At 67.2% G+C, this 18,224-nt stretch carries 16 protein-coding genes and 1 pseudogene; 10 read left to right on the top strand and 7 right to left on the bottom strand.

Translation table 11 applies throughout. The features are described 5' to 3' along the window. Nucleotide 1: 1 nt before the first annotated feature. The 3 genes from gnd to dnaA all read right to left on the bottom strand — a co-directional run bounded on the left by gnd (nt 2) and on the right by dnaA (nt 4,149). Nucleotides 2-913: a phosphogluconate dehydrogenase (NAD(+)-dependent, decarboxylating) gene (gene gnd / locus QM597_RS01295; protein ID WP_415003070.1), complete on the bottom strand. Its 912-nt coding sequence runs from the start codon at nt 911-913 to the stop codon at nt 2-4. A gap of 22 nt (nt 914-935) precedes the next feature. After that, entirely contained in the window at nt 936-2,081 is a 1,146-nt protein-coding gene (gene dnaN, locus QM597_RS01300) for a DNA polymerase III subunit beta (RefSeq protein WP_415003071.1), read from the bottom strand. A 610-nt stretch (nt 2,082-2,691) separates the two neighbouring features. Then, nucleotides 2,692-4,149 (bottom strand): chromosomal replication initiator protein DnaA, encoded by a 1,458-nt coding sequence (gene dnaA, locus QM597_RS01305; protein WP_415003072.1) that lies wholly within the window; start codon nt 4,147-4,149, stop codon nt 2,692-2,694. 356 nt (nt 4,150-4,505) lie between these two features. Between dnaA and rpmH the strand changes: the two genes are divergently transcribed. From rpmH to QM597_RS01345, 8 genes and pseudogenes are all read left to right on the top strand, one after another. After that, nucleotides 4,506-4,643 (top strand): 50S ribosomal protein L34, encoded by a 138-nt coding sequence (gene rpmH / locus QM597_RS01310; protein WP_414988839.1) that lies wholly within the window; start codon nt 4,506-4,508, stop codon nt 4,641-4,643. Nucleotides 4,644-4,646: 3 nt separating this feature from the next. Beyond that, nucleotides 4,647-5,018, top strand: coding sequence for a ribonuclease P protein component (gene rnpA, locus QM597_RS01315; RefSeq protein ID WP_415003073.1), 372 nt, complete (start codon nt 4,647-4,649; stop codon nt 5,016-5,018). Next, nucleotides 5,018-5,209 (top strand): annotated as a pseudogene (gene yidD / locus QM597_RS01320) (membrane protein insertion efficiency factor YidD); the annotation flags it as partial. The gene rnpA and the pseudogene yidD, both read left to right, overlap by 1 nt. Nucleotides 5,210-5,264: 55 nt before the next feature. Beyond that, nucleotides 5,265-6,209: a membrane protein insertase YidC gene (yidC, locus tag QM597_RS01325; protein WP_415003074.1), complete on the top strand. Its 945-nt coding sequence runs from the start codon at nt 5,265-5,267 to the stop codon at nt 6,207-6,209. Next, nucleotides 6,206-6,679, top strand: coding sequence for a protein jag (locus QM597_RS01330; protein WP_415003075.1), 474 nt, complete (start codon nt 6,206-6,208; stop codon nt 6,677-6,679). Before yidC ends, QM597_RS01330 begins: the two co-directional genes overlap by 4 nt. Continuing rightward, complete coding sequence (gene rsmG, locus QM597_RS01335; RefSeq protein WP_415003076.1) at nt 6,679-7,299, top strand: 16S rRNA (guanine(527)-N(7))-methyltransferase RsmG; 621 nt, start codon at nt 6,679-6,681, stop codon at nt 7,297-7,299. The genes QM597_RS01330 and rsmG overlap by 1 nt, the downstream gene beginning before the upstream one ends. Before the next feature lie 52 nt (nt 7,300-7,351). Beyond that, nucleotides 7,352-8,269 (top strand): ParA family protein, encoded by a 918-nt coding sequence (locus QM597_RS01340; protein ID WP_415003077.1) that lies wholly within the window; start codon nt 7,352-7,354, stop codon nt 8,267-8,269. Next, entirely contained in the window at nt 8,266-9,165 is a 900-nt protein-coding gene (locus QM597_RS01345) for a ParB/RepB/Spo0J family partition protein (protein WP_415003078.1), read from the top strand. The genes QM597_RS01340 and QM597_RS01345 overlap by 4 nt, the downstream gene beginning before the upstream one ends. Before the next feature lie 157 nt (nt 9,166-9,322). Here QM597_RS01345 and trxA read toward each other — a convergent pair whose 3' ends face one another. From trxA to murJ, 4 genes are all read right to left on the bottom strand, one after another. Next, entirely contained in the window at nt 9,323-9,646 is a 324-nt protein-coding gene (gene trxA, locus QM597_RS01350) for a thioredoxin (RefSeq protein WP_415003079.1), read from the bottom strand. 41 nt (nt 9,647-9,687) lie between these two features. After that, nucleotides 9,688-10,623 carry a thioredoxin-disulfide reductase gene (trxB, locus tag QM597_RS01355; protein WP_415003080.1) on the bottom strand — a complete coding sequence of 312 codons (936 nt, stop codon included), beginning with the start codon at nt 10,621-10,623 and terminating at the stop codon, nt 9,688-9,690. Nucleotides 10,624-10,690: 67 nt separating this feature from the next. Then, entirely contained in the window at nt 10,691-12,268 is a 1,578-nt protein-coding gene (locus tag QM597_RS01360; RefSeq protein WP_415003081.1) for a protein kinase family protein, read from the bottom strand. A 185-nt stretch (nt 12,269-12,453) separates the two neighbouring features. Further along, nucleotides 12,454-16,155 carry a murein biosynthesis integral membrane protein MurJ gene (gene murJ / locus QM597_RS01365; RefSeq protein ID WP_415003082.1) on the bottom strand — a complete coding sequence of 1,234 codons (3,702 nt, stop codon included), beginning with the start codon at nt 16,153-16,155 and terminating at the stop codon, nt 12,454-12,456. A gap of 113 nt (nt 16,156-16,268) precedes the next feature. Between murJ and QM597_RS01370 the strand changes: the two genes are divergently transcribed. Together QM597_RS01370 and QM597_RS01375 are read left to right on the top strand one after the other, a co-directional pair. Next, nucleotides 16,269-17,702 (top strand): CCA tRNA nucleotidyltransferase, encoded by a 1,434-nt coding sequence (locus QM597_RS01370; RefSeq protein ID WP_415003083.1) that lies wholly within the window; start codon nt 16,269-16,271, stop codon nt 17,700-17,702. A gap of 156 nt (nt 17,703-17,858) precedes the next feature. Further along, the coding region (locus tag QM597_RS01375) for a hypothetical protein (protein WP_415003084.1) at nt 17,859-18,224 on the top strand (366 nt) is incomplete at its 3' end.

Raw genomic sequence — 18,224 nt, forward strand, 5'->3', positions numbered from 1 at the left:
GTCAAGCCGGCGGAGTACTCGCCGACTGCACCGCGTGGCCGCCGAACTGCTGGCGCATCGCGGCGATGGCCTGCATCGCCGGCGACTCCTCCTGCTGGGAGGTGAACCGGGCGAACAGCGACGCGGCGATGGCCGGTGTCGGCACGCCTTGGGCGATGGCCGCCTCGACCGTCCAGCGGCCCTCGCCCGAATCGGCGGCGTAACCACGGATGTCGGACAGGCCCGGATGCTCGTGCAGGGCCTTGACCAGCAGGTCGAGCAGCCAGGAGCGCACGACCGTTCCTTCACGCCACGAGTCGAGCACGGCCGGCACGTCCGAGACGATGCCCGAGGTGCTCAACAGCTCGTAGCCCTCCGCGAAAGCCTGCATCATCGCGTACTCGATGCCGTTGTGAACCATCTTCGAGTAGTGACCCGCACCAGTCGAACCGGCGTGGACGAAGCCCGCATCGCCTTCGGGAGTCAGCGCGTCGAAGACCGGACGGACTGCCGCAACCTGTTCGGCGTCGCCGCCGACCATGAGCGCATAACCGTTCTGCCGGCCCCACACGCCGCCGCTGACACCGCAGTCGAGGTAGCCGATGCCGCGCCCGGCGAGCAGGTCGGCGTGGACGAGGTCGTCACTCCAGCGCGAGTTGCCGCCGTCGATGACGATGTCGCCTTCGCCGAGCAGGCCGGCCAGTTCCTCGACCGTCGCGCGGGTGGGCGCGCCGGAGGGCACCATGACCCACACGATGCGCTGTTCCTCCGGCAGCGCCGCCACGAGTTCGGCGAGTGAGGCGACGTCGCTGACCGAGGCGTCGCGGTCGTATCCGGTGACGGTGACTCCGCGCGCGCGAAGCCGCTCGCGCATATTGCCGCCCATCTTGCCCAGGCCGATAAGTCCGAGATGCGTGCTGGTGTTCTGAGACATGGGCGCCCTTTCGACGAGACTGTCAGGTTTGGAGCCGGACCGGCATGATCAGGTAACGGAACGCGCCGTCGGGTTCCGCGCCGATCTCACCGACGCCGCTCATCGCGGCTGGTTTGGTGTGCTGAGTGAAGGCCAAATGAACCACCGGATCGGCCATGACACTCAGGCCCTCCAGCAGGTACGAGGGGTTGAAACCGATGGAGATGTCCGTGCCGTTGACCGACGCCTCGATGGATTCACTCGCCTGCGCCTCGTCGCCCGTGCCGGCTTCGAGCAGCAGGGAACCCTCGGTGGAGAAGGTCAGCCGGACCGGGGTGTTTCGCTCGGCGACCAGGGCGACGCGCTTGACCGCATCGACCAGCTCGGCGGTCGAGACGTAGGCGATGGTCTCGGGCTGCGTGGCGAACAACTGACGCACGCGGGGGAAGTCGCCTTCGAGCAGGCGGGTCGTCGTGCGGCGAGTGCCCGTGCCGACAGTTCCCTCGAAACCGATCAGTCCGTCACCGGACTCGCCGGAGGACACCGCGACGGTGATGTCGCTGCCGCCGGCGAAGGAACGTGCGGTTTCCGACAGTACGCGGGCCGGTACGAGTGCGCGCGCCGACAGGTCGCCGACTTCGGGGAACCACTCCAGGTCGCGCAGGCTCGCGCGGAAGCGGTCGGTGGCCATAAGCGAGATGGTCGACCCCTCCAGTTCGAGCCGGACGCCGGTCAGCAGCGGCAGCATCTCGTCGCGCCCCGCAGCGGCCCCGGCCTGCTGGACGGCAGTGACGAAGGCGTCGGCCTTGACCGTGCCGGTGGCCGTGGGCATCTGGGGCAGTCGGGGATATTCCTCGACCGGCATGGTCTGCAGACTGAAGCGGGCGCTGCCGCATTCGACCCGGACCTTCGTGCCATCGAGGGTGACGTCAATGGGCTTGGCCGGAAGCGACTTGACGATCTCGCTCAGCAGCCGGCCGCTGACCAGGGCGCGGCCGTCGGCTTGCACTTCGGCGGCCAGCGTGGCGCGAGTAGAGGTCTCGTAGTCGAAACCCGACAACGCCAGGCCGGCCGAATCAGCCTCGATGAGTAGACCGGCGAGGACCGGGACGCTCGGGCGAACCGGCAGGCCACGCGCGGTCCAGGCCACCGCGTCGGCGAAGGTGTCGCGCTCGATCCTGAACTTCACGAGAGGAGGTGCCTTTCGACTGCGGCCGGTGAGTGTCGGTGTGTGCATCCTCGCACGGTTCCCGGTTCGATCCTAGGCCAGGGTTGTGACAAGAAGCGAACCGCTGATTCTAGGTCGATGCCTCTCATTTCGAGGCTCGTCGCAAGCTCCTCGCACCTCAGGGACCGGCCGGCGGCACACAACCCGAGTAGATCGGCACTTCCGAAGGTCTTCCACACATCACGAGCCGTGACCCCTTCAACGAAGGGTGAGATATAGATCAGGTTAGTAGTTGTTGTAGCCGGTGTGGACAGTGTGGAGAACCGGTATCTGCGCAGGTCACCGCGCTGATCTGGTGGTGGACGACAGCGGGACGGCGACGTGGAGGCACCCCCGCAGGGTGTGGACGGGGTGTTGGTCGTTCGCCGACTGTTCACACGAAATTGTCATCTATCCACCTCAGGTGGAGAGTTACCCACAGACTCGTCCCCAGCTGGGGACGACGGGAGTCGGTCATTGAGGTGCGCCCTTCGAGGCTCGGCCGCAGGCGGCCTCACACCTCAGGGACCGGGCCCGGTGGCTGAGGTGCGAGCTCGCGAGCCTCGAAGCCACCCCACTTGCCCGGTGGGGCCTACGCCTGGCGGGCCTGTTGCTTGATCCGGTTGGTCAACTCGGTGACCTGGTTGAACACCGTATGCTTCTCAGTCATCAGGCTGCTGATCTTCTTGACCGCGTGCATGACGGTCGTGTGGTCGCGGCCGCCGAACTCCTGACCGATCTTCGGCAGCGAGGTCTCGGTCAGCTCGCGACACAGATACATCGCGATCTGGCGGGCCAGCACGAGATCGCGCGCGCGGCTCGGGCCGCAGATCTCCTCGATGGAGAACTCCGAATAGGCGGCGGTCTGCGCGATGATGAGCGCGGGAGTCACCTCCGGGTCCTCCCCGGCCGTGACGAGATCCTTCAGCACGATCTGGGCCAGGCTCATATCGACGACCGACTTGCTCAGGTTGGCGAAGGCGGTGACGCGGATGAGCGCGCCCTCCAGTTCGCGGATATTGCTCTGCACCTTACTGGCGATGAACTCCAGCACATCGGCCGAGACCGTTAGTCCGTCGTTGGAGGCCTTCTTACGCAAGATAGCGATGCGGGTCTCCAGTTCCGGCGGGGTGACGTCGGTGGTCAGCCCCCACTCGAACCGGTTGCGCAGCCGCTCCTCGAGGGTCTTGAGGTTCTTCGGCGGGCGGTCGGAGGTCATCACGATCTGCTTGTTCTCGTTGTGCAGCGCGTTGAAGGTGTGGAAGAACTCCTCCTGGGTGGCTTCCTTGCCCTCGATGAACTGGATGTCGTCGACCAGTAGTACGTCGATCTCGCGGTACTTGCGCTTCAGCTCACCGGTACGCCGTTCGCCGATGGCGTTGATGACGTCGTTGGTGAACTCCTCGGTGTTGACGTAGCGCACCCGCGAGGAGGGGTACAGGCTCAGCACGTAATGACCGATGGCGTGCAGAAGGTGGGTCTTGCCTAGGCCGGAATCGCCGTAGATGACCAGCGGGTTGTAGGCCTTGCCGGGTGCCTCGGCGGCTGCGACCGCCGCAGCGTGCGCGAACCGGTTCGACGAACCGGTGACGAAGTTCTCGAACAGATAGCGCGGGTTGAGCCGGGCCTCGGCGATGTCGGCCCTGCGGGACGAGACCGGAATCGGGCCGCGCTGCGGGACGAAGTGATCCATGTCGTTGTCGCTGTCGTTCTCGTCGGCCGGGGTGATCGCCGCGGGCGGAGCCACGGGTGGCTCTTCGGCGACGGCCGGCGGCTTCGGCGGTGCCAAGCTCGGATCGATGGTCACCACGAGGCGGACCTCGGTGTCGAGTTCGCGGCTCAGCGCCTGTTCGAGCACCGGGCGCACCCGAGACTCCAACTGAGCGCGCGCCAGGTCGTTCTGCACCGCAGCGATGAGGATGCCGTTGTGGAAAGTCAGAGGCACCGCCGGGAAGACCCACACACGCGCGCCGGGCGAGAGCTGATCGATGGCGGCCTGCCACGCCGCTAGGAGATCAGCGTCCGGTGACGGCTCTCGTGTGTTGGTCATGCGGCCTCCCGATGAGGTCCACATGGTTATCCCCATCTGTGGATGGTGATGTCCGGGACCACCTGAAATCTGTGGACAACGTTGTAACGCGGTGACGCTAGCAGCCGAGAAGCGGCTCAGACAAGCGCCGGTGGGTAAATCTACGGGCCTGGTCGGCGTGTCGCATGGACGTGTTCGAGGCTCACCGGGTAAGACAGTTGGTTTGACCGGTGTCCGACGGCCCCCGTACCGTTGGACCGTCGCGCGACCGTCGGCCGCGTACCCGCGACTGAATCGAGCGATCTCGATGGTGGTCGTGGGTGAGCGGTGATCGTCGATTCGATCAGTGATTCCCCTTTCGAGAAGGACTTTGTGTCGTGAGCAAGCGCACCTACCAGCCCAACAACCGTCGTCGTGCCAAGAAGCACGGCTTCCGCCTCCGCATGCGCACCCGCGCCGGTCGCGCGATCCTGGCCTCGCGTCGCAGCAAAGGCCGCGCGAAGCTCTCTGCCTGAGCCGTGCTCCCGCAAGCGGCGCGAATGCGTGACGGCGAGGAGTTTCGCCGCACGATGCGCCGTGGGTCGGCCGCCTCGATGCCGGCGGTCGTCGTCCATGTCTGGAGTGGCGAACCCGGCGACAACCAGACCCGTGTCGGGCTGATCGTCGGCAAGAAGGTCGGCCCGGCGGTGGTCCGCAATCGGGTCAAGCGGCGCATCCGACATGCGGTGCGCGCGGAGTTCAGTTCGATTCCGGCGGGATCACGAGTCGTGATCCGCGCCCTGCCCTCGGCGGCCGTCGATCCTGCGCTGCAGGCGACGGTCGCCGAGGGTCTATCTCGGGCTGTGCGCCGCAGCCGCGCCGCACAACACTCCGCATCGGTGCGCGACTAATGCGTCGGGTGCTCATCGCGGCCTTGAAGGCGTACCGCTTCGCGATCAGCCCCCTGTACGGACAGGTGTGTCGCTACCATCCCACTTGTTCGGCCTATGCCCTCGGTGCCGTGGAAACCCACGGTGCCTGGCGCGGTTCGTGGCTCGCCCTCCGGCGGCTGCTGCGATGCCATCCCTGGAGTCCTGGCGGGTACGACCCCGTCCCCCCGACGCCGGCTGCGGCCGGCGTCTCATCGAGGAGAAAACGTGGAGATCTTCGGACTGATCGGTTCGGCGATAATGACGCCGCTGTACTACGCGGTGTCGGCGATCCTGCTGGCCTGGCACTGGGTTTTCGAGCAGGTGCCGGGTCTGTCGAACGGCTGGACCTGGGCGCTGTCGATCATCGGCCTGACGGTGACGATCCGTGCGCTGCTCATCCCGCTGTTCGTCAAGCAGATCAAGAGCAGCCGCAACATGCAGCTGTTGCAGCCGCAGATGAAGGAGCTGCAGAAGAAGTACGGCCATGACCGCGAGCGCCTGACCCAGGAGCAGATGAAACTGTGGAAGGAGACGGGCACCAACCCGTTCGCTTCCTGCCTGCCGCTGCTGGCGCAGATGCCGATCTTCTTCGCGCTGTTCCGCACCATCGACCAGGCCGCGAAGAATGGCGGCGCGGGTGCGAAGGGTTTTCTCAGCGAGGCTGATGCGGAGTCGTTGAAGGCCGCCATGTGGCTGGGCGGCAAGATTTCCGACACCTTCATGGGTGCTGAGCACACCGAGACGCGCATTGTCGCGGCGGTGCTTGTGCTGGCGATGTGCGCCACGCAGTTCCTCACACAGCGTCAGCTCATGGCCAAGAATATGCCGGCCGACGCGCTCAACGGCCCGTACGCCCAGCAGCAGAAGATGCTGCTCTACATCCTGCCCCCAGTCTTCGCGATCAGTGGCGTGATCTTCCCAGTGGGCGTCTTGATCTACTGGACGACGACGAACCTGTGGACCATGGGTCAGCAGTTCTACGTCATCCGCAACAACCCGGCTCCGGGGACGCCGGCTTTCAAGGCTAAGCAGCAGCGCGACCTGGCCAAGGGCAAGGGTTCCGCGCAGGACGTGATTGACGCATCCTCGGCCAGTGAAGCCGCGCCGAAGCCGCGCACCCAGCCGAAGAAGACCTCTCGTAGTGAGCGCAAGAAAGGCGGCGGTCGATGAGCACCGATGCAACGAAGTTGGAGGCCGAGGGCGATATCGCCGCTGACTTCCTCGAAGGCCTGTTGGACATTGCCGATCTAGACGGTGACATCGACATGGACGTCGATGGCGACCGTGCGGCGGTCAGCATCGTCGGTGGTGACCTGAAGCATCTCGTCGGTGGCGAGGGCCGGGTGCTCGACGCCCTCCAGGAGTTGACGCGGTTGGCGGTTTACCGCGAGACCGGCGAGCGGAGCCGGCTCATGCTCGACATCGCCGGATACCGGGCGGGTCGCCGTGAGGTGCTGCGCGAGGAGGCCTCCGGCGCAGTCGCGGCCGTGCGTGACGGCGCTGAGCGCATCGAGTTGTCCCCGATGTCGGCCTTCGAACGCAAGATCGTCCACGACGTGGTGGCCGAGGCAGGCCTGCGCAGCGAGTCTGAAGGTGCCGAGCCGCGGCGTTTCGTGGTGGTTCTTCCCGCCGGTGCCTGATGTCCGTTTCACGTGAAACGGAACCACCGGAGAACGCAGCCGACCTGTTCGGCGAGGCCTGGCCTCAGGCGCAGCGCTACGCGGAAATCCTCGGTACTTGGGGTGTTGACCGCGGCATGATCGGTCCGCGCGAGGTGCCGCGCCTGTGGGATCGGCACCTCGTAAACTGCGCTGTTGTGGTGCCCCGACTCCCCCACGGCTCCACGGTGGCCGACGTGGGCACTGGTGCGGGCCTCCCCGGCCTGGTGTGGGCCATCGCTCGGCCCGATATCGAGATGACGCTCGTCGAGCCGCTGCTGCGCCGGGTGACCTTCCTGGAGGAGGTCGTGGCCGATCTCGGGCTGACCAATGTCGTCATCTCCCGGCAGCGGGCCGAAGATCACCAGGGCCGCTACGCGGTGGTGACCGCCCGAGCGGTGGCCGCCCTGGACAAACTGGTGCGCTGGTGCTGGCCGCTGGTGGCTCCCGGTGGCGTGCTCTTGGCGATGAAGGGCCGCTCGGCACCGGACGAGGTGGAGGCCGCGCGGCCGTTACTGAGGCGTCTTGGAGTGTCGGATGTCCGTATCAGCACCTATGGTGAAGTCGCGGTGCCGACGACCGTGGTGGAGATCAGCCGGTGACCAGTCACGTACAGACGTTTCACGTGAAACACGAATGAATGAGGAAGTGGCGATGACCGTGGTGTATCCCGATGAACCCACGCCCCTGGCCCGCGCGGCCGAAGAGCACGTCTCCCTGGCGCGCAAAGTGCAGAGCATCACGAGTCTGCCTCGGCCGGAGCAGACGCGGATCTTCGTCGTCGCCAATCAGAAGGGCGGCGTCGGCAAGACCACGACGACGGTGAACCTCGCGGCGGCCATGGCGGTCAAGGGCCTGCGCATCCTCGTCATCGACCTCGACCCGCAGGGCAACACCTCTACGGCGCTCGACATCGAGCACTCCGAGGGCACCCCCGGCGTGTACGAGGTCCTGGTGGAGGGCGAGTCCATCGGCTCGGTCATCCAGCCCTGTGAGGCACACGAGAGTATTTCGGTGCTGCCCGCGTCCATCGACCTCGCCGGCGCCGAGATCGAGCTGGTCTCGCTGGTGGCCCGTGAGACGCGCCTGGACAAGGCGGTCCAGTCCTACCTGATCGAGTCCGAGCGCGCCGGGGACCGATTCGACTACGTCTTCATCGACTGCCCGCCCTCACTCGGCTTGTTGACGGTTAATGCGCTGGTCGCCGGCCGTGAGGTGATCATTCCCATCCAGTGCGAGTACTACGCGCTGGAGGGCCTGGGCCAGTTGCTGCGCAACATCGAGCTGGTCAAGGCGCACCTCAACCCGCGCCTGGAGGTCTCCACGATCCTGCTGACCATGTACGACGGCCGCACCAACCTTTCCTCCGGTGTGGCCCAGGAGGTGCGCCGGCACTTCGGGGACACCGTGCTCAAGACGGCGGTCCCCCGGTCAGTACGTATCTCTGAGGCCCCGAGTTACCAGCAGAGCGTTGTTACCTACGACCCGTCGTCCTCCGGTGCGCTGTCGTACATCGAGGCTGCGCGGGAGATCGCCGAAGCCGCTACCCCGCTGACGGAGGCCGCCCGATGAGTAATCGCCGAAGCCGCGGTCTCGGCCGCGGCCTGGAAGCCCTGATCCCGCAGAACTCCGAGGAAGCTGCCAGCGCAGGCCTGCAGCAAATCGAGGGCGCGCGCTTCGCGGAACTGCCGGTGGAGTCGATCAGCCCGAATCCGCGCCAGCCCCGCACGGTCTTCGACGAAGAGGCCATGTCAGAACTGGTCCACTCGATCACGGAGATCGGCCTGTTGCAGCCGGTCGTCGTCCGCGAGGTGGCACCGGATCGCTACGAGCTCATCATGGGCGAGCGCCGCTGGCGGGCGCATCAGCAGGCGGGCCTGGCGACTATCGCCGCAGTCATTCGCGAAACGCAGGACGAGGATCTGCTGCGTGACGCCCTGCTGGAGAATCTGCATCGTTCGCAGCTCAACCCGTTGGAGGAGGCGGCGGCCTATCAGCAGTTACTTGACGACTTCGGTTGCACGCACGAGGAGCTGGCTTCGCGTATCGGCAGGTCGCGCCCGCAGATCAGCAACACGCTGCGACTGCTCAAGCTCACTCCCCCAGTGCAGCGCCGGGTGGCTGCCGGGGTGCTGAGCGCCGGCCACGCCCGGGCGCTGGTCACCGTGGTCCATCCAGAGATCCAGGAGCGGCTCGCTGCGCGCGTGGTTGCCGAGGGGTTGTCGGTGCGCGCGCTGGAGGAGATCGTCACGCTGAGTGACGACTCCCCTTCGGATCGCTCGTCGCGCCGGTCCACGCCGACGGTGTCGTCGCCGAAGGTCGAGGAGGTCGCTCGGCGGCTTTCGGATCGCTTCGATACTCGGGTCAAGGTGGCGCTGGGCCGCTCGAAGGGGCGGATCACCGTGGAGTTCGCCACGGTCGACGACCTGGAGCGCATCGTCGCCCTCATGGATCCGAAAAAGGACTGAATCGGCGGGTTCGCTGCTATTCGGTCCCTTCGAGGCTCCTTCGTCGCACCTCAGGGACCGGGCTTCGGGTCTCTGAGACACCTCGAAGGCACCTACAAAGTCGATAAAGAGAGAAATCCCCCTGTCTCCGAAGAGACAGGGGGATTTCTCGATGAATTCAGAGATACTTGTCGATCTCGGCGACCAGGACTGACTTGGGGCGCGCCCCCTTGATGGACGAGACCAATTCACCGTTGCGGTAGAAGTTGATCGTCGGCATCGCCGTCACACGCGCGGCAGCCGTGGTGATCGGGTTGGCATCGGCGTCGAGCTTGAGAATAGTCAGGGCATCGCCCTTGTCCTCCGCGATCTCCTCCAGGATCGGTGCCAACTGACGGCACGGTGCGCACCAGGAGGCCCAGAAGTCGACGATGACCAGGCCGTCGGCCTGGAGGACCTTCTCGTCGAAATCGGCGTCGGTGACGTTGTCGAGCGTGGACATATTTCTCCTCAGGGACGTAGTCGTAGATGACACAACATGGATCAGTGGGCTAGAGCAGCGAGGAATCGCTCGGCGTCGAGCGCGGCCGCACAGCCGCTCCCGGCAGCGGTGATGGCCTGCCGGTAGGTGTGGTCGACGAGGTCGCCTGCGGCGAATACGCCGGTCAGGTTGGTCGCGGTCGAACCGGGCTGGACCAGCACGTAGCCCTCGTCGTCGAGGTCGACTTGGCCGGTGAGCAGTTCGGAACGCGGATCGTGGCCGATGGCGATGAACAGGCCGGTCGCGTCGAGGCGGCGGGTTTCGCCGGTGATCGTGTCACGCAGCGTCAGCCCCTCCAGGCGCTCGTTGCCGTGCAGTTCGGCGACCTCGCTGTTCCAGGCGAACTCGATCTTCTCGTTGGCCTGGGCGCGGTCTTGCATGATCTTGGACGCGCGCAGCTCGTCGCGGCGGTGGACGAGGGTGACCTTCGAGGCGAAGCGGGTCAGGAAGGTGGCCTCCTCGAGCGCCGAGTCGCCGCCGCCGACCACGACGATCTCCTGCTCACGGAAGAAGAAGCCGTCGCAGGTGGCGCACCAGCTCACGCCGCGCCCGGACAGTTCGTCCTCGCGCTCGATGCCGAGCTTGCGGTAACCCGAGCCGGTGGCCAGGATCACCGCGTGCGCGGAGAAGGCCGAGCCGTCGGCGAGCTTGACGGTCTTGACGTCCCCGGTCAGGTCGACCGAGACGACGTCGTCGGCCACCAGCTCGGCACCGAAGCGCTCGGCCTGCGCACGCAACTGGTCCATGAGGTCCGGCCCCATGATGCCCTCGGGGAAACCGGGGAAGTTTTCGACCTCGGTGGTGTTCATCAGCGCACCGCCGGCGGTCAGAGACCCCTCGAAGACCAGGGGGTTGAGGCTGGCCCGGGCCGCATAGATCGCCGCCGTGTAGCCCGACGGTCCGGACCCGATGATGATGAGGTTGCGCACGCTGCTCATGGCCTGCTCTCTGCTGGGGACAGTGGTACCAACACAGCCTAGTCGCCGTGCATTCCCGGCCGAGCGGTCAGGAACGCCCCTCGACGCGCACCTCGCGGATCTCGCCGCGGAACTCCCCCGGAGCCACCGATGGCAGCGAGGTCAGCCACACGACGACGTAGCGACTGGTGGTATCTGCCGGCAGAGCCAAGGTGACGTCGGTTCCGGCGTCTTGGATTGAGCCGACCTGACTCAAACCGGTCAGTGATTTCGGCGGGCCGTCGAGGCTGGGCGGGGCGGTGAAGATCGCCAAACTGGTCGGTGCGCCAGCCAGATTGAGGCGGACGGATTCGATTTGTGCGGTCGATCCGAGGTCGATCACCAGCCCGACTCCGTCCTTTAGCCCACCGAGATCGGCGCGGGATCGGTAGGTTTGAGTGCTCCAGCCGGTGTCAGGATCGCCGTCGATGACGAGATCAACCAGGTCGGGGGACTCGTCTCCGTCGCCGTCGGGGTCGAAGTCGACCACCCCGTCGATGGATAGCGACCCGACCTCACCGGTCGATAGCCCGGGAGCATCGTTGATGACGACCGATGTTCCTTCTCGGCCGACGAGGGCGATGATGACCAGCAGTAGGGCCAGGGTGCCGCATACGCCGAGCAATACCAGCCCCCGCTCCCCCGCAGTGAGCTGGCGGGCCTGGGCCTTGCGTCGTTGCAACAGCGTGGGTGGGGCCGGCTCGAAGGCCTTGGGCCGAGGGCGCGGAGGTGTCAGGCCCGGCGGCGGTCCGAGGGGTTCGATGACGGGGTCGTAGGGTGCCAGATCGGTCTCGATCACGTCGGTCTGCTCCGCGTCCTCCGCGACGGCCGGTTCGAGGTGGTCGAGGATCGTGCGTAACTCGTGGGCCACCTCTGCCGCAGTGGTGATCGGACGGCGGTGGTGAGCCGGTGGGCGGCCGAGAATACGGTCACAGACGGCGTCAATCCGTCGGTCTACCCCAGCGCGCACCTGGCGGGGCCGCAGGTAGCGTCCGTGTTCGGTCGGAGCGGGGTCTAGGCCGTCGACGTAGCCGCCCGGCCAACGTGCGACGAGACACGCGTACAGCAACTTGCCGAGACCCTGGACGTCGAGCCGTTCGAGTTCCTCATGTTTCGGCGGCTCGTCGGAGCGGCTGATGGGGACGAGTGCGGTGGCGACCCCGAGGCCCGTGACCCGCACGCCACCGCTCTGTTTGAGCAGGATCTGCTGAGGACTCAGGCGTTGGTGGTACTGGCCGTGTTCGTGGGCCTGTGCGAGCGCTTCGGCGACCTCGGCGACGACCAGGGCGGCACGAGTGCTGGGCAGTGGTGCCTGAGCGAGAACGGCGTTGAGGGGGAAGGCGCGCGCCCATTCGCGCACGACGAGGTGGTGGCCGTGGTCGTCGCGGATCAGGTCGAGGACGCGCAGGAAGCGAGGGTCGCTGACCTTAGTCGAGTCCCTGGCGGCGTCGAGGAAACGCTGGGCGCGCTCGTCGTCGTCGGGTAAGAACTCCAGGCCGACATTGCGTGACAGCACTGTGTCGTGCGCGCGCCAGGTGGTCACGCCGAGGCGCTCGTAGACGCGGTCCTGCAGGTGATAACGCTCGGCGATGACGTCACCGGAAACCAGGGTTCGCCGGTCTGTCATGAAATATCCACCCCTTCCCACCAGCAGTCTAGAAGATCGCTCCCGGCCAGCGGCGCTCCCTGAGGTGCGACGAGGAACGAGGAGCCTCGAAGGGCGAAGCTTGCGATGGTAGGTCATTTCGAGGCTCGCACCTCAATGACCGTGGCTCCGCAACCGCCGCGAGCGTGAAACGCCGAAGTCCGGACTTACCTGCGGGAGGCGATTGCGGCGAGCTGGCGCAGTTCGGTCATGCCGGTCAACGTGGCGGTGAGCAGATAGGCGGCCGCGCCGAGTGATCCGGCCACCGCCAGGCGAGCGAGTGCGGGGATCGGGTCCATGCTGTCGAGTCCGAGGTGCTGGAGCAGTTCGCGCATGCCGACCATGCCCGCCGCCGAGACACTGCACGCCAAGGTCAATTTAGCGATGAAGGTACACATCGATTTATCGATGAGGCGACCGAAACGTCGATGAATCCACAGGATCGCCCCGATCACACCAGTCAGATAGGCCAGACTCAGCGCGATGCCGAGCACGGGGGCAACGTGCTGCGGGGACACCGAGCCGGTCAGGCTCACCGCCGCGACCACGTTGACCGCCGCGACGAGTGCTTGCAGAACGAACGGGACGCGAGTGTTCTCGTCGGCGTAGAACGCCCGCACCAGAAGGAACATCGTGCTGAACGCCACGATGGCCGGTGCCAGCGCGACCAGCGTGTCGCCGATGGCCTCGCTGCTGTCACCGGCGGCACCGAGCGAGATGCTACGCGCCAACTCGTGCCCGAGGCAGGCCAACGCCACCGCTGCCGGCACCAGCAGGAACAGCGCGGTACGGGCGGTGTCGGCGAGCGAGGCCAGGAATCCCCGGTAGTCGTGCGCGTGCGCGAGCGCGGCCAGCGAGGGCATGATCGCGGTCGCCAGCGAGACGGTGATGACACCGTGCGGCACCTGGCTGACGATGTAGCCGAGACTGTAGATCGCCGAGCCGGAGCTGGCCTCGCCGGTTGAGGCCCCCTGCAGATTGCCGCGGGTGCCGAGGCGGCTGACGACGATGAACGCGATCTGATTGACCACGATAGAAGCGAGCGTCCATGCACCAAGTCGCAGGGTGTGGCCGAGGCCTACGCCGCGAAAGTCGAAGCGTGGCCGGTAGTGGAAGCCCGCCGAGCGCAGGTAGGGGATCAGCGCCGCCGCCTGGGCCGCGATGCCGAGCGTCGAGCCGATGCCGAGCACCAAGCATTCACCGGCTGTGAAGCCGTCCGAGCCGCCCTGACGGCCGAACATCACCATGTACAGTGCCAGCGCGCCGCAGGCGACGACATTGTTGACGATGGGTGCCCACATCATCGGCCCGAACCGCTCGCGGGCGTTGAGCACTTGCCCGACCAGCACGAAGGCGCCGTAGAAGAACACCTGCGGCACGCACAGGTACATGAGCCACAGCGCCGAGGTGTGCTGGGTGGAGAACTCGTCGGTGAAGAGCAGCGAGTCGAAAACCAGCCGTACCAGCAGCGGCGAGGCGACAACGAGGATCACCGTGGCTGCGGCGAGCACCAGTAGCCCGAGGGTGATGACCCGGTTGGCGTAGGCCGCGCCGCCGTCGGCGTCCTCGCGCATGGTGCGGACCAGCTGCGGCACGAGCACGACGTTGAAGATGCCGCCCGCGACGAGGATGTACAGCGCATTCGGCACGGTGTTGGCGTTGTTGAAGATGTCGCCGTTGAGGCCGGTGCCGATGGCCCAGATCAGCAGCAGCGCGCGTAGAAATCCGGTCAGCCGCGAGACGACAGTGCCGAGTGCCATCCACGCGCTCGCACGGGCCACCCGTGAGGCGTCCGGGGCTGTCGGGTTACCGGCGAGGCGCCGGGACTCGTCAGGCCGGGCCGGCTTCCCGTGTTTCGGCTTCGGAGGGAAGCGCCGCCGCCACAGTCGCCGCCCGACCGCTACGACGAGCAGCGCCGCCGCGATACCCATGCCGATCCAGACGACGATGCCGGTGTTGCTGGAGCGTACGTTGAACTGTGCAGCGTGTCCGAGGGCGATGCCGTCCGGCGTCACGAGTTGCGCGGTCAGGGAGGTGGTGTTCTGCTGACCCACGTCGAGCGGGATCGTGACCGTGGTGCGTGACCCGGCAGGGACTGCGACCGGGGCGATGTCGTCCACCCGCAGTTGCGGATTGGACGAGCGCACTCGGATGCCGACTTCGAGGGCGTAGTCGGTGGGGTTGTCGATAGTGACCGGAACCTCTCCGTGACGGCCCGCGAGGAGGAAACTGGGCGGTCCCTCGATGGACGGGGCGGCGAGGTCGGTCTCGATCTCACCGAGCCGGTCGGCGGCGATCTGGATGGCTTCGGCGGTACGCGAGTGCCACGACAGGCCGAGCAGGTCGGCGATGAGCCGCTCGTCACCGTTCGTTGCGGCATCGTCGGGAGTAATCGAATCCAACTGTGTGACGGCGACGAGCAACGGCTGCATTGCGTCGACGACGGTCGTATCGGCACCTGCGCTCGCGGTCGGTGACTCCAGTTCGGATCCAGGCGGGCGGGTCGTCAGGTCCGATATTCCCGGGTGCAGCCGGCCGGTCCCCCACAGCGCGGCGAGGTCGGCTGAATACCAGACGGAGCCGGGATCCCAACCCGGCGCGGTCACGATGACGGCGTCGGCCTGCGATCCGGAATCCTCGGCGCGGCTACGAGCGGCGAGGTCGGCCTCGGCGAGGAGTTGCTGGCGCAGGGTCGCGGCGGTCTCCGCTCCGGGCATAGCCCCCGACAGATCGCGTCGCACCAGCGTATCGGCACCGGCCAGCCGGACGACGGAACCGTCGGCTTCACTCCACCCGGTCAGATCGTCGACGGAGACCAGGTAACGGTCGCCCTCGGTTCCCCCGGCGACCACCCCGTTGTCCAGTCCGCCGGCGTCGACCCACGAGGCCGTCGGGAAGCCGGCCAATTCGAGGTCGTCGATGACCTGTCCGGTCACCGAGCGCAGCATCTCGCGCAGCGCGTTCGCTCCGTCGCTCGCGGCGATAGCGCCGAGGTCGGGCAGCCCGTAGTCGAGTAAGAGCGTCGGCATCGTGCTCATGGCCTCGGTCAGATCGGCCGTGAACGCGGTGAGATGGTCCCGGTCTACGGGGTTCAGGTCGTGGCCGACGGGTGATTCCTCATCGGTTGCTTGGGCAAGTGCGTCGAGCAGTTGCGCGTCGACGGCCAAGCCGGCCGTTCCGCCCGGCAGGCTGCGCGCGAGGTCGATGAGGTGACGTAGCGACCCGGCCGGCTCGGTCTCTTCGATGAGATCGGTCAGATCGGCGAGTTGCCCATGCCCGTCGAGATCGACCGGTGAGGCCAGGGTGAGCACGAGGCCGGTAGGCACCGCAGAGGTGGGGGAACCGACGGGGGCGAGGGTGGCGGCGCGGCCGATGGGACTGGTCGAGCGCGACCCGTCCGGCGCGGTGCCGAGCACCTGCACGCCGAGAGTGTGGACGCCTGCGGTGGTGGAGATGCCGAGCGAGGCCCACGGCACGGTGATCGAGAAGGCGCTGGTTTCACCGGCCTGTAACTCGCCGAGGTCGGCGATGCTGTCGAGCGCGGTGATACGCCCGCCGGAGAATCCCTTCTGCGCCTCGACGGCCTCGGTCAGGTCAGTGCGGTCGGTGTAGGCCGTGTCGGAGATCGACACGTAGACCTGAGCGTTGGTCCAGGCGTTGTCGTTGTCGTTGCGCACCGTTCCTGTGATCGTCACCGGAGCACCGGGGACCAGCGTGTCCGGGGTGAGTGAGTCGATACGCACTGAGACGGCCGGATCGGTACCGCTCTCGCCGGGGGCTGCGATGGCCTGCGGGACCCAGGAGAGCGTCGCCGCGGCCACGAGGGCGGCGACGAGGCACACCCATCGTCGCTCCTGTCGCTGGCTCACCCGGCCAATGGTAGGGCGTGGACCCGGCATCCGACCCGATCCCGAAGCAGCCGGTGTAGGCGGAGTGTCTGCGGGCCTGCCGGGCGCTCGGCGGCCACGTAGACTTCTGGCCCGTGTCGCCTGCCCCCATCACCGACGAGCACCACCGCCGTATAGCCGCGCTCCTGAGCGAACATCCGCTGTTGACCGCGCTCGGGCGGCGGTTCGCCGAGCAAGGCCACGAGATCGCCCTCGTCGGGGGTCCGGTCCGCGATGCGCTGCTAGGCCGGCCGGTCTCGGATTGGGACTTCACGACCTCGGCGCGACCCGACCAGATCGACGAGGTGGTCGCGGGCTGGGCCGACGCGAAGTGGGACATCGGCCGCGACTTCGGCACCATCGGCCTGCGCAAGGGCGGCGAACAGGTCGAGATCACCACCTACCGCAGCGAGACCTACGATCCGGACTCGCGCAAGCCGAGCGTCGCCTTCGGCGATTCGATTGCCGGGGATCTGTCGCGCCGCGACTTCACCGTCAATGCGATGGCCGTCGCGCTGCCGAGTGGTGAGTTCATCGATCCGTTCGACGGGCGGAGCGCGCTGGCGCAGCGGCGGCTCTCGACCCCGGTGACCGCGCGGCAGTCCTTCGACGACGATCCGCTGCGCATGATGCGAGCGGCGCGCTTCGTGGCGCAGCTGGGCTTCCGGGCCGATACCGAGGTGATCGCGGCGGTCGAGGATCAGGCCGAGCGCATCGACATCGTTTCGGCCGAGCGGGTGCGCGACGAACTGGACAAGCTCCTCTGCGCCGCCGATCCGGTGGCCGGGCTGCGGCTCCTGGTCGACACCGGCCTGGCCGAGCGGGTGCTGCCGGAGTTGCCCGCGCTGCGCCTGACCGACGACGAGCATCACCGTCACAAGGACGTCTACGAGCATTCGCTGACGGTGCTGGAGCAGGCCATCGCCCTGGAGGACCGGCTGGAGCAGCGGCCCGATCTGGTGGTGCGGCTCGCGGCACTACTGCACGACATCGGCAAGCCGCGCACCCGCCGGTTCCAAGCCGGTGGCGTGGTGACCTTCCACCATCACGATGTGGTCGGTGCCAAGATGACCCGCAAGCGGATGAAGGCGCTGCGCTACAGCAACGAGGTCGTCGAGCAGGTCTCGAAGCTGGTCGAGCTGCACCTGCGCTTCCACGGCTACGGCTCGGGCGAGTGGACGGACGCTGCGGTCCGCCGCTATGTCCGCGACGCTGGCGACCAACTGGACCGGCTGCACATTCTCACGCGGGCCGACTGCACGACCCGCAACGCGCGCAAGGCGGCGCGGCTGCAGCGCACCTACGACGACCTGGAGCGGCGCATCGCCGAGCTGCGCGAGCAGGAGGAGATCGACGCGATCCGGCCGGACCTCGACGGCACGCAGATCATGGCGATCCTCGGCATCGGTCCGGGCCGGGAGGTGGGCGAGGCCTACCGCTTCCTGCTCGACCTGCGCATGGATCGCGGGCCGCTCGGCGAGGAGTTGGCGACCGAGGCCCTCAAGGCCTGGTACGCCGCCCGCCCTTGAGGTGTGGTCCCTTCGAGGCTCCTCGTTCCTCGTCGTACTTCAGGGACCGGCGGGCGACGCATAACCCGAATACATCAGCGGTTCCTAGGGCGGCGTGATCCGGAGCGCTGCCGGAAGACGGGAGGCAGTGTCTGTGCGCTGTGACACACTGAAGGCATGAGCGACGAGCAGCCCAAGAAGAAGGTCGTGCGCCGCGTCGTCAAGAAGACGGTGGCACCGCGCCAGGCCGTCGCGCCGGGCGGTCGCGTCCGCACGATCACCAATCCGCACACCGGCCGCACGGTCACCATCGACCGCGGAGCCTCCACGCCCGAGGTGCCCGCAGTGCCCACCCGGAGCACCGCCGCCCAGGCCCGCCGCGACCAGCGCGAGAAGAAGTCCTCCCGCCCCGAGGCCGCGGTCCCCGTCACGCCGCGCCGCAGCGCGCGCGACGTCTGGGACGACTGGCGCCTGGCCGCCTCCGAGCACTCCGCCTCCCTCGCCCGCGCGGCCCGCCGCGGCGGTGTCGCGGTCGGCTCGGCC

The organism is Aeromicrobium sp., assembly GCF_047607065.1.
Lineage (GTDB): Bacteria > Actinomycetota > Actinomycetes > Propionibacteriales > Nocardioidaceae > Aeromicrobium.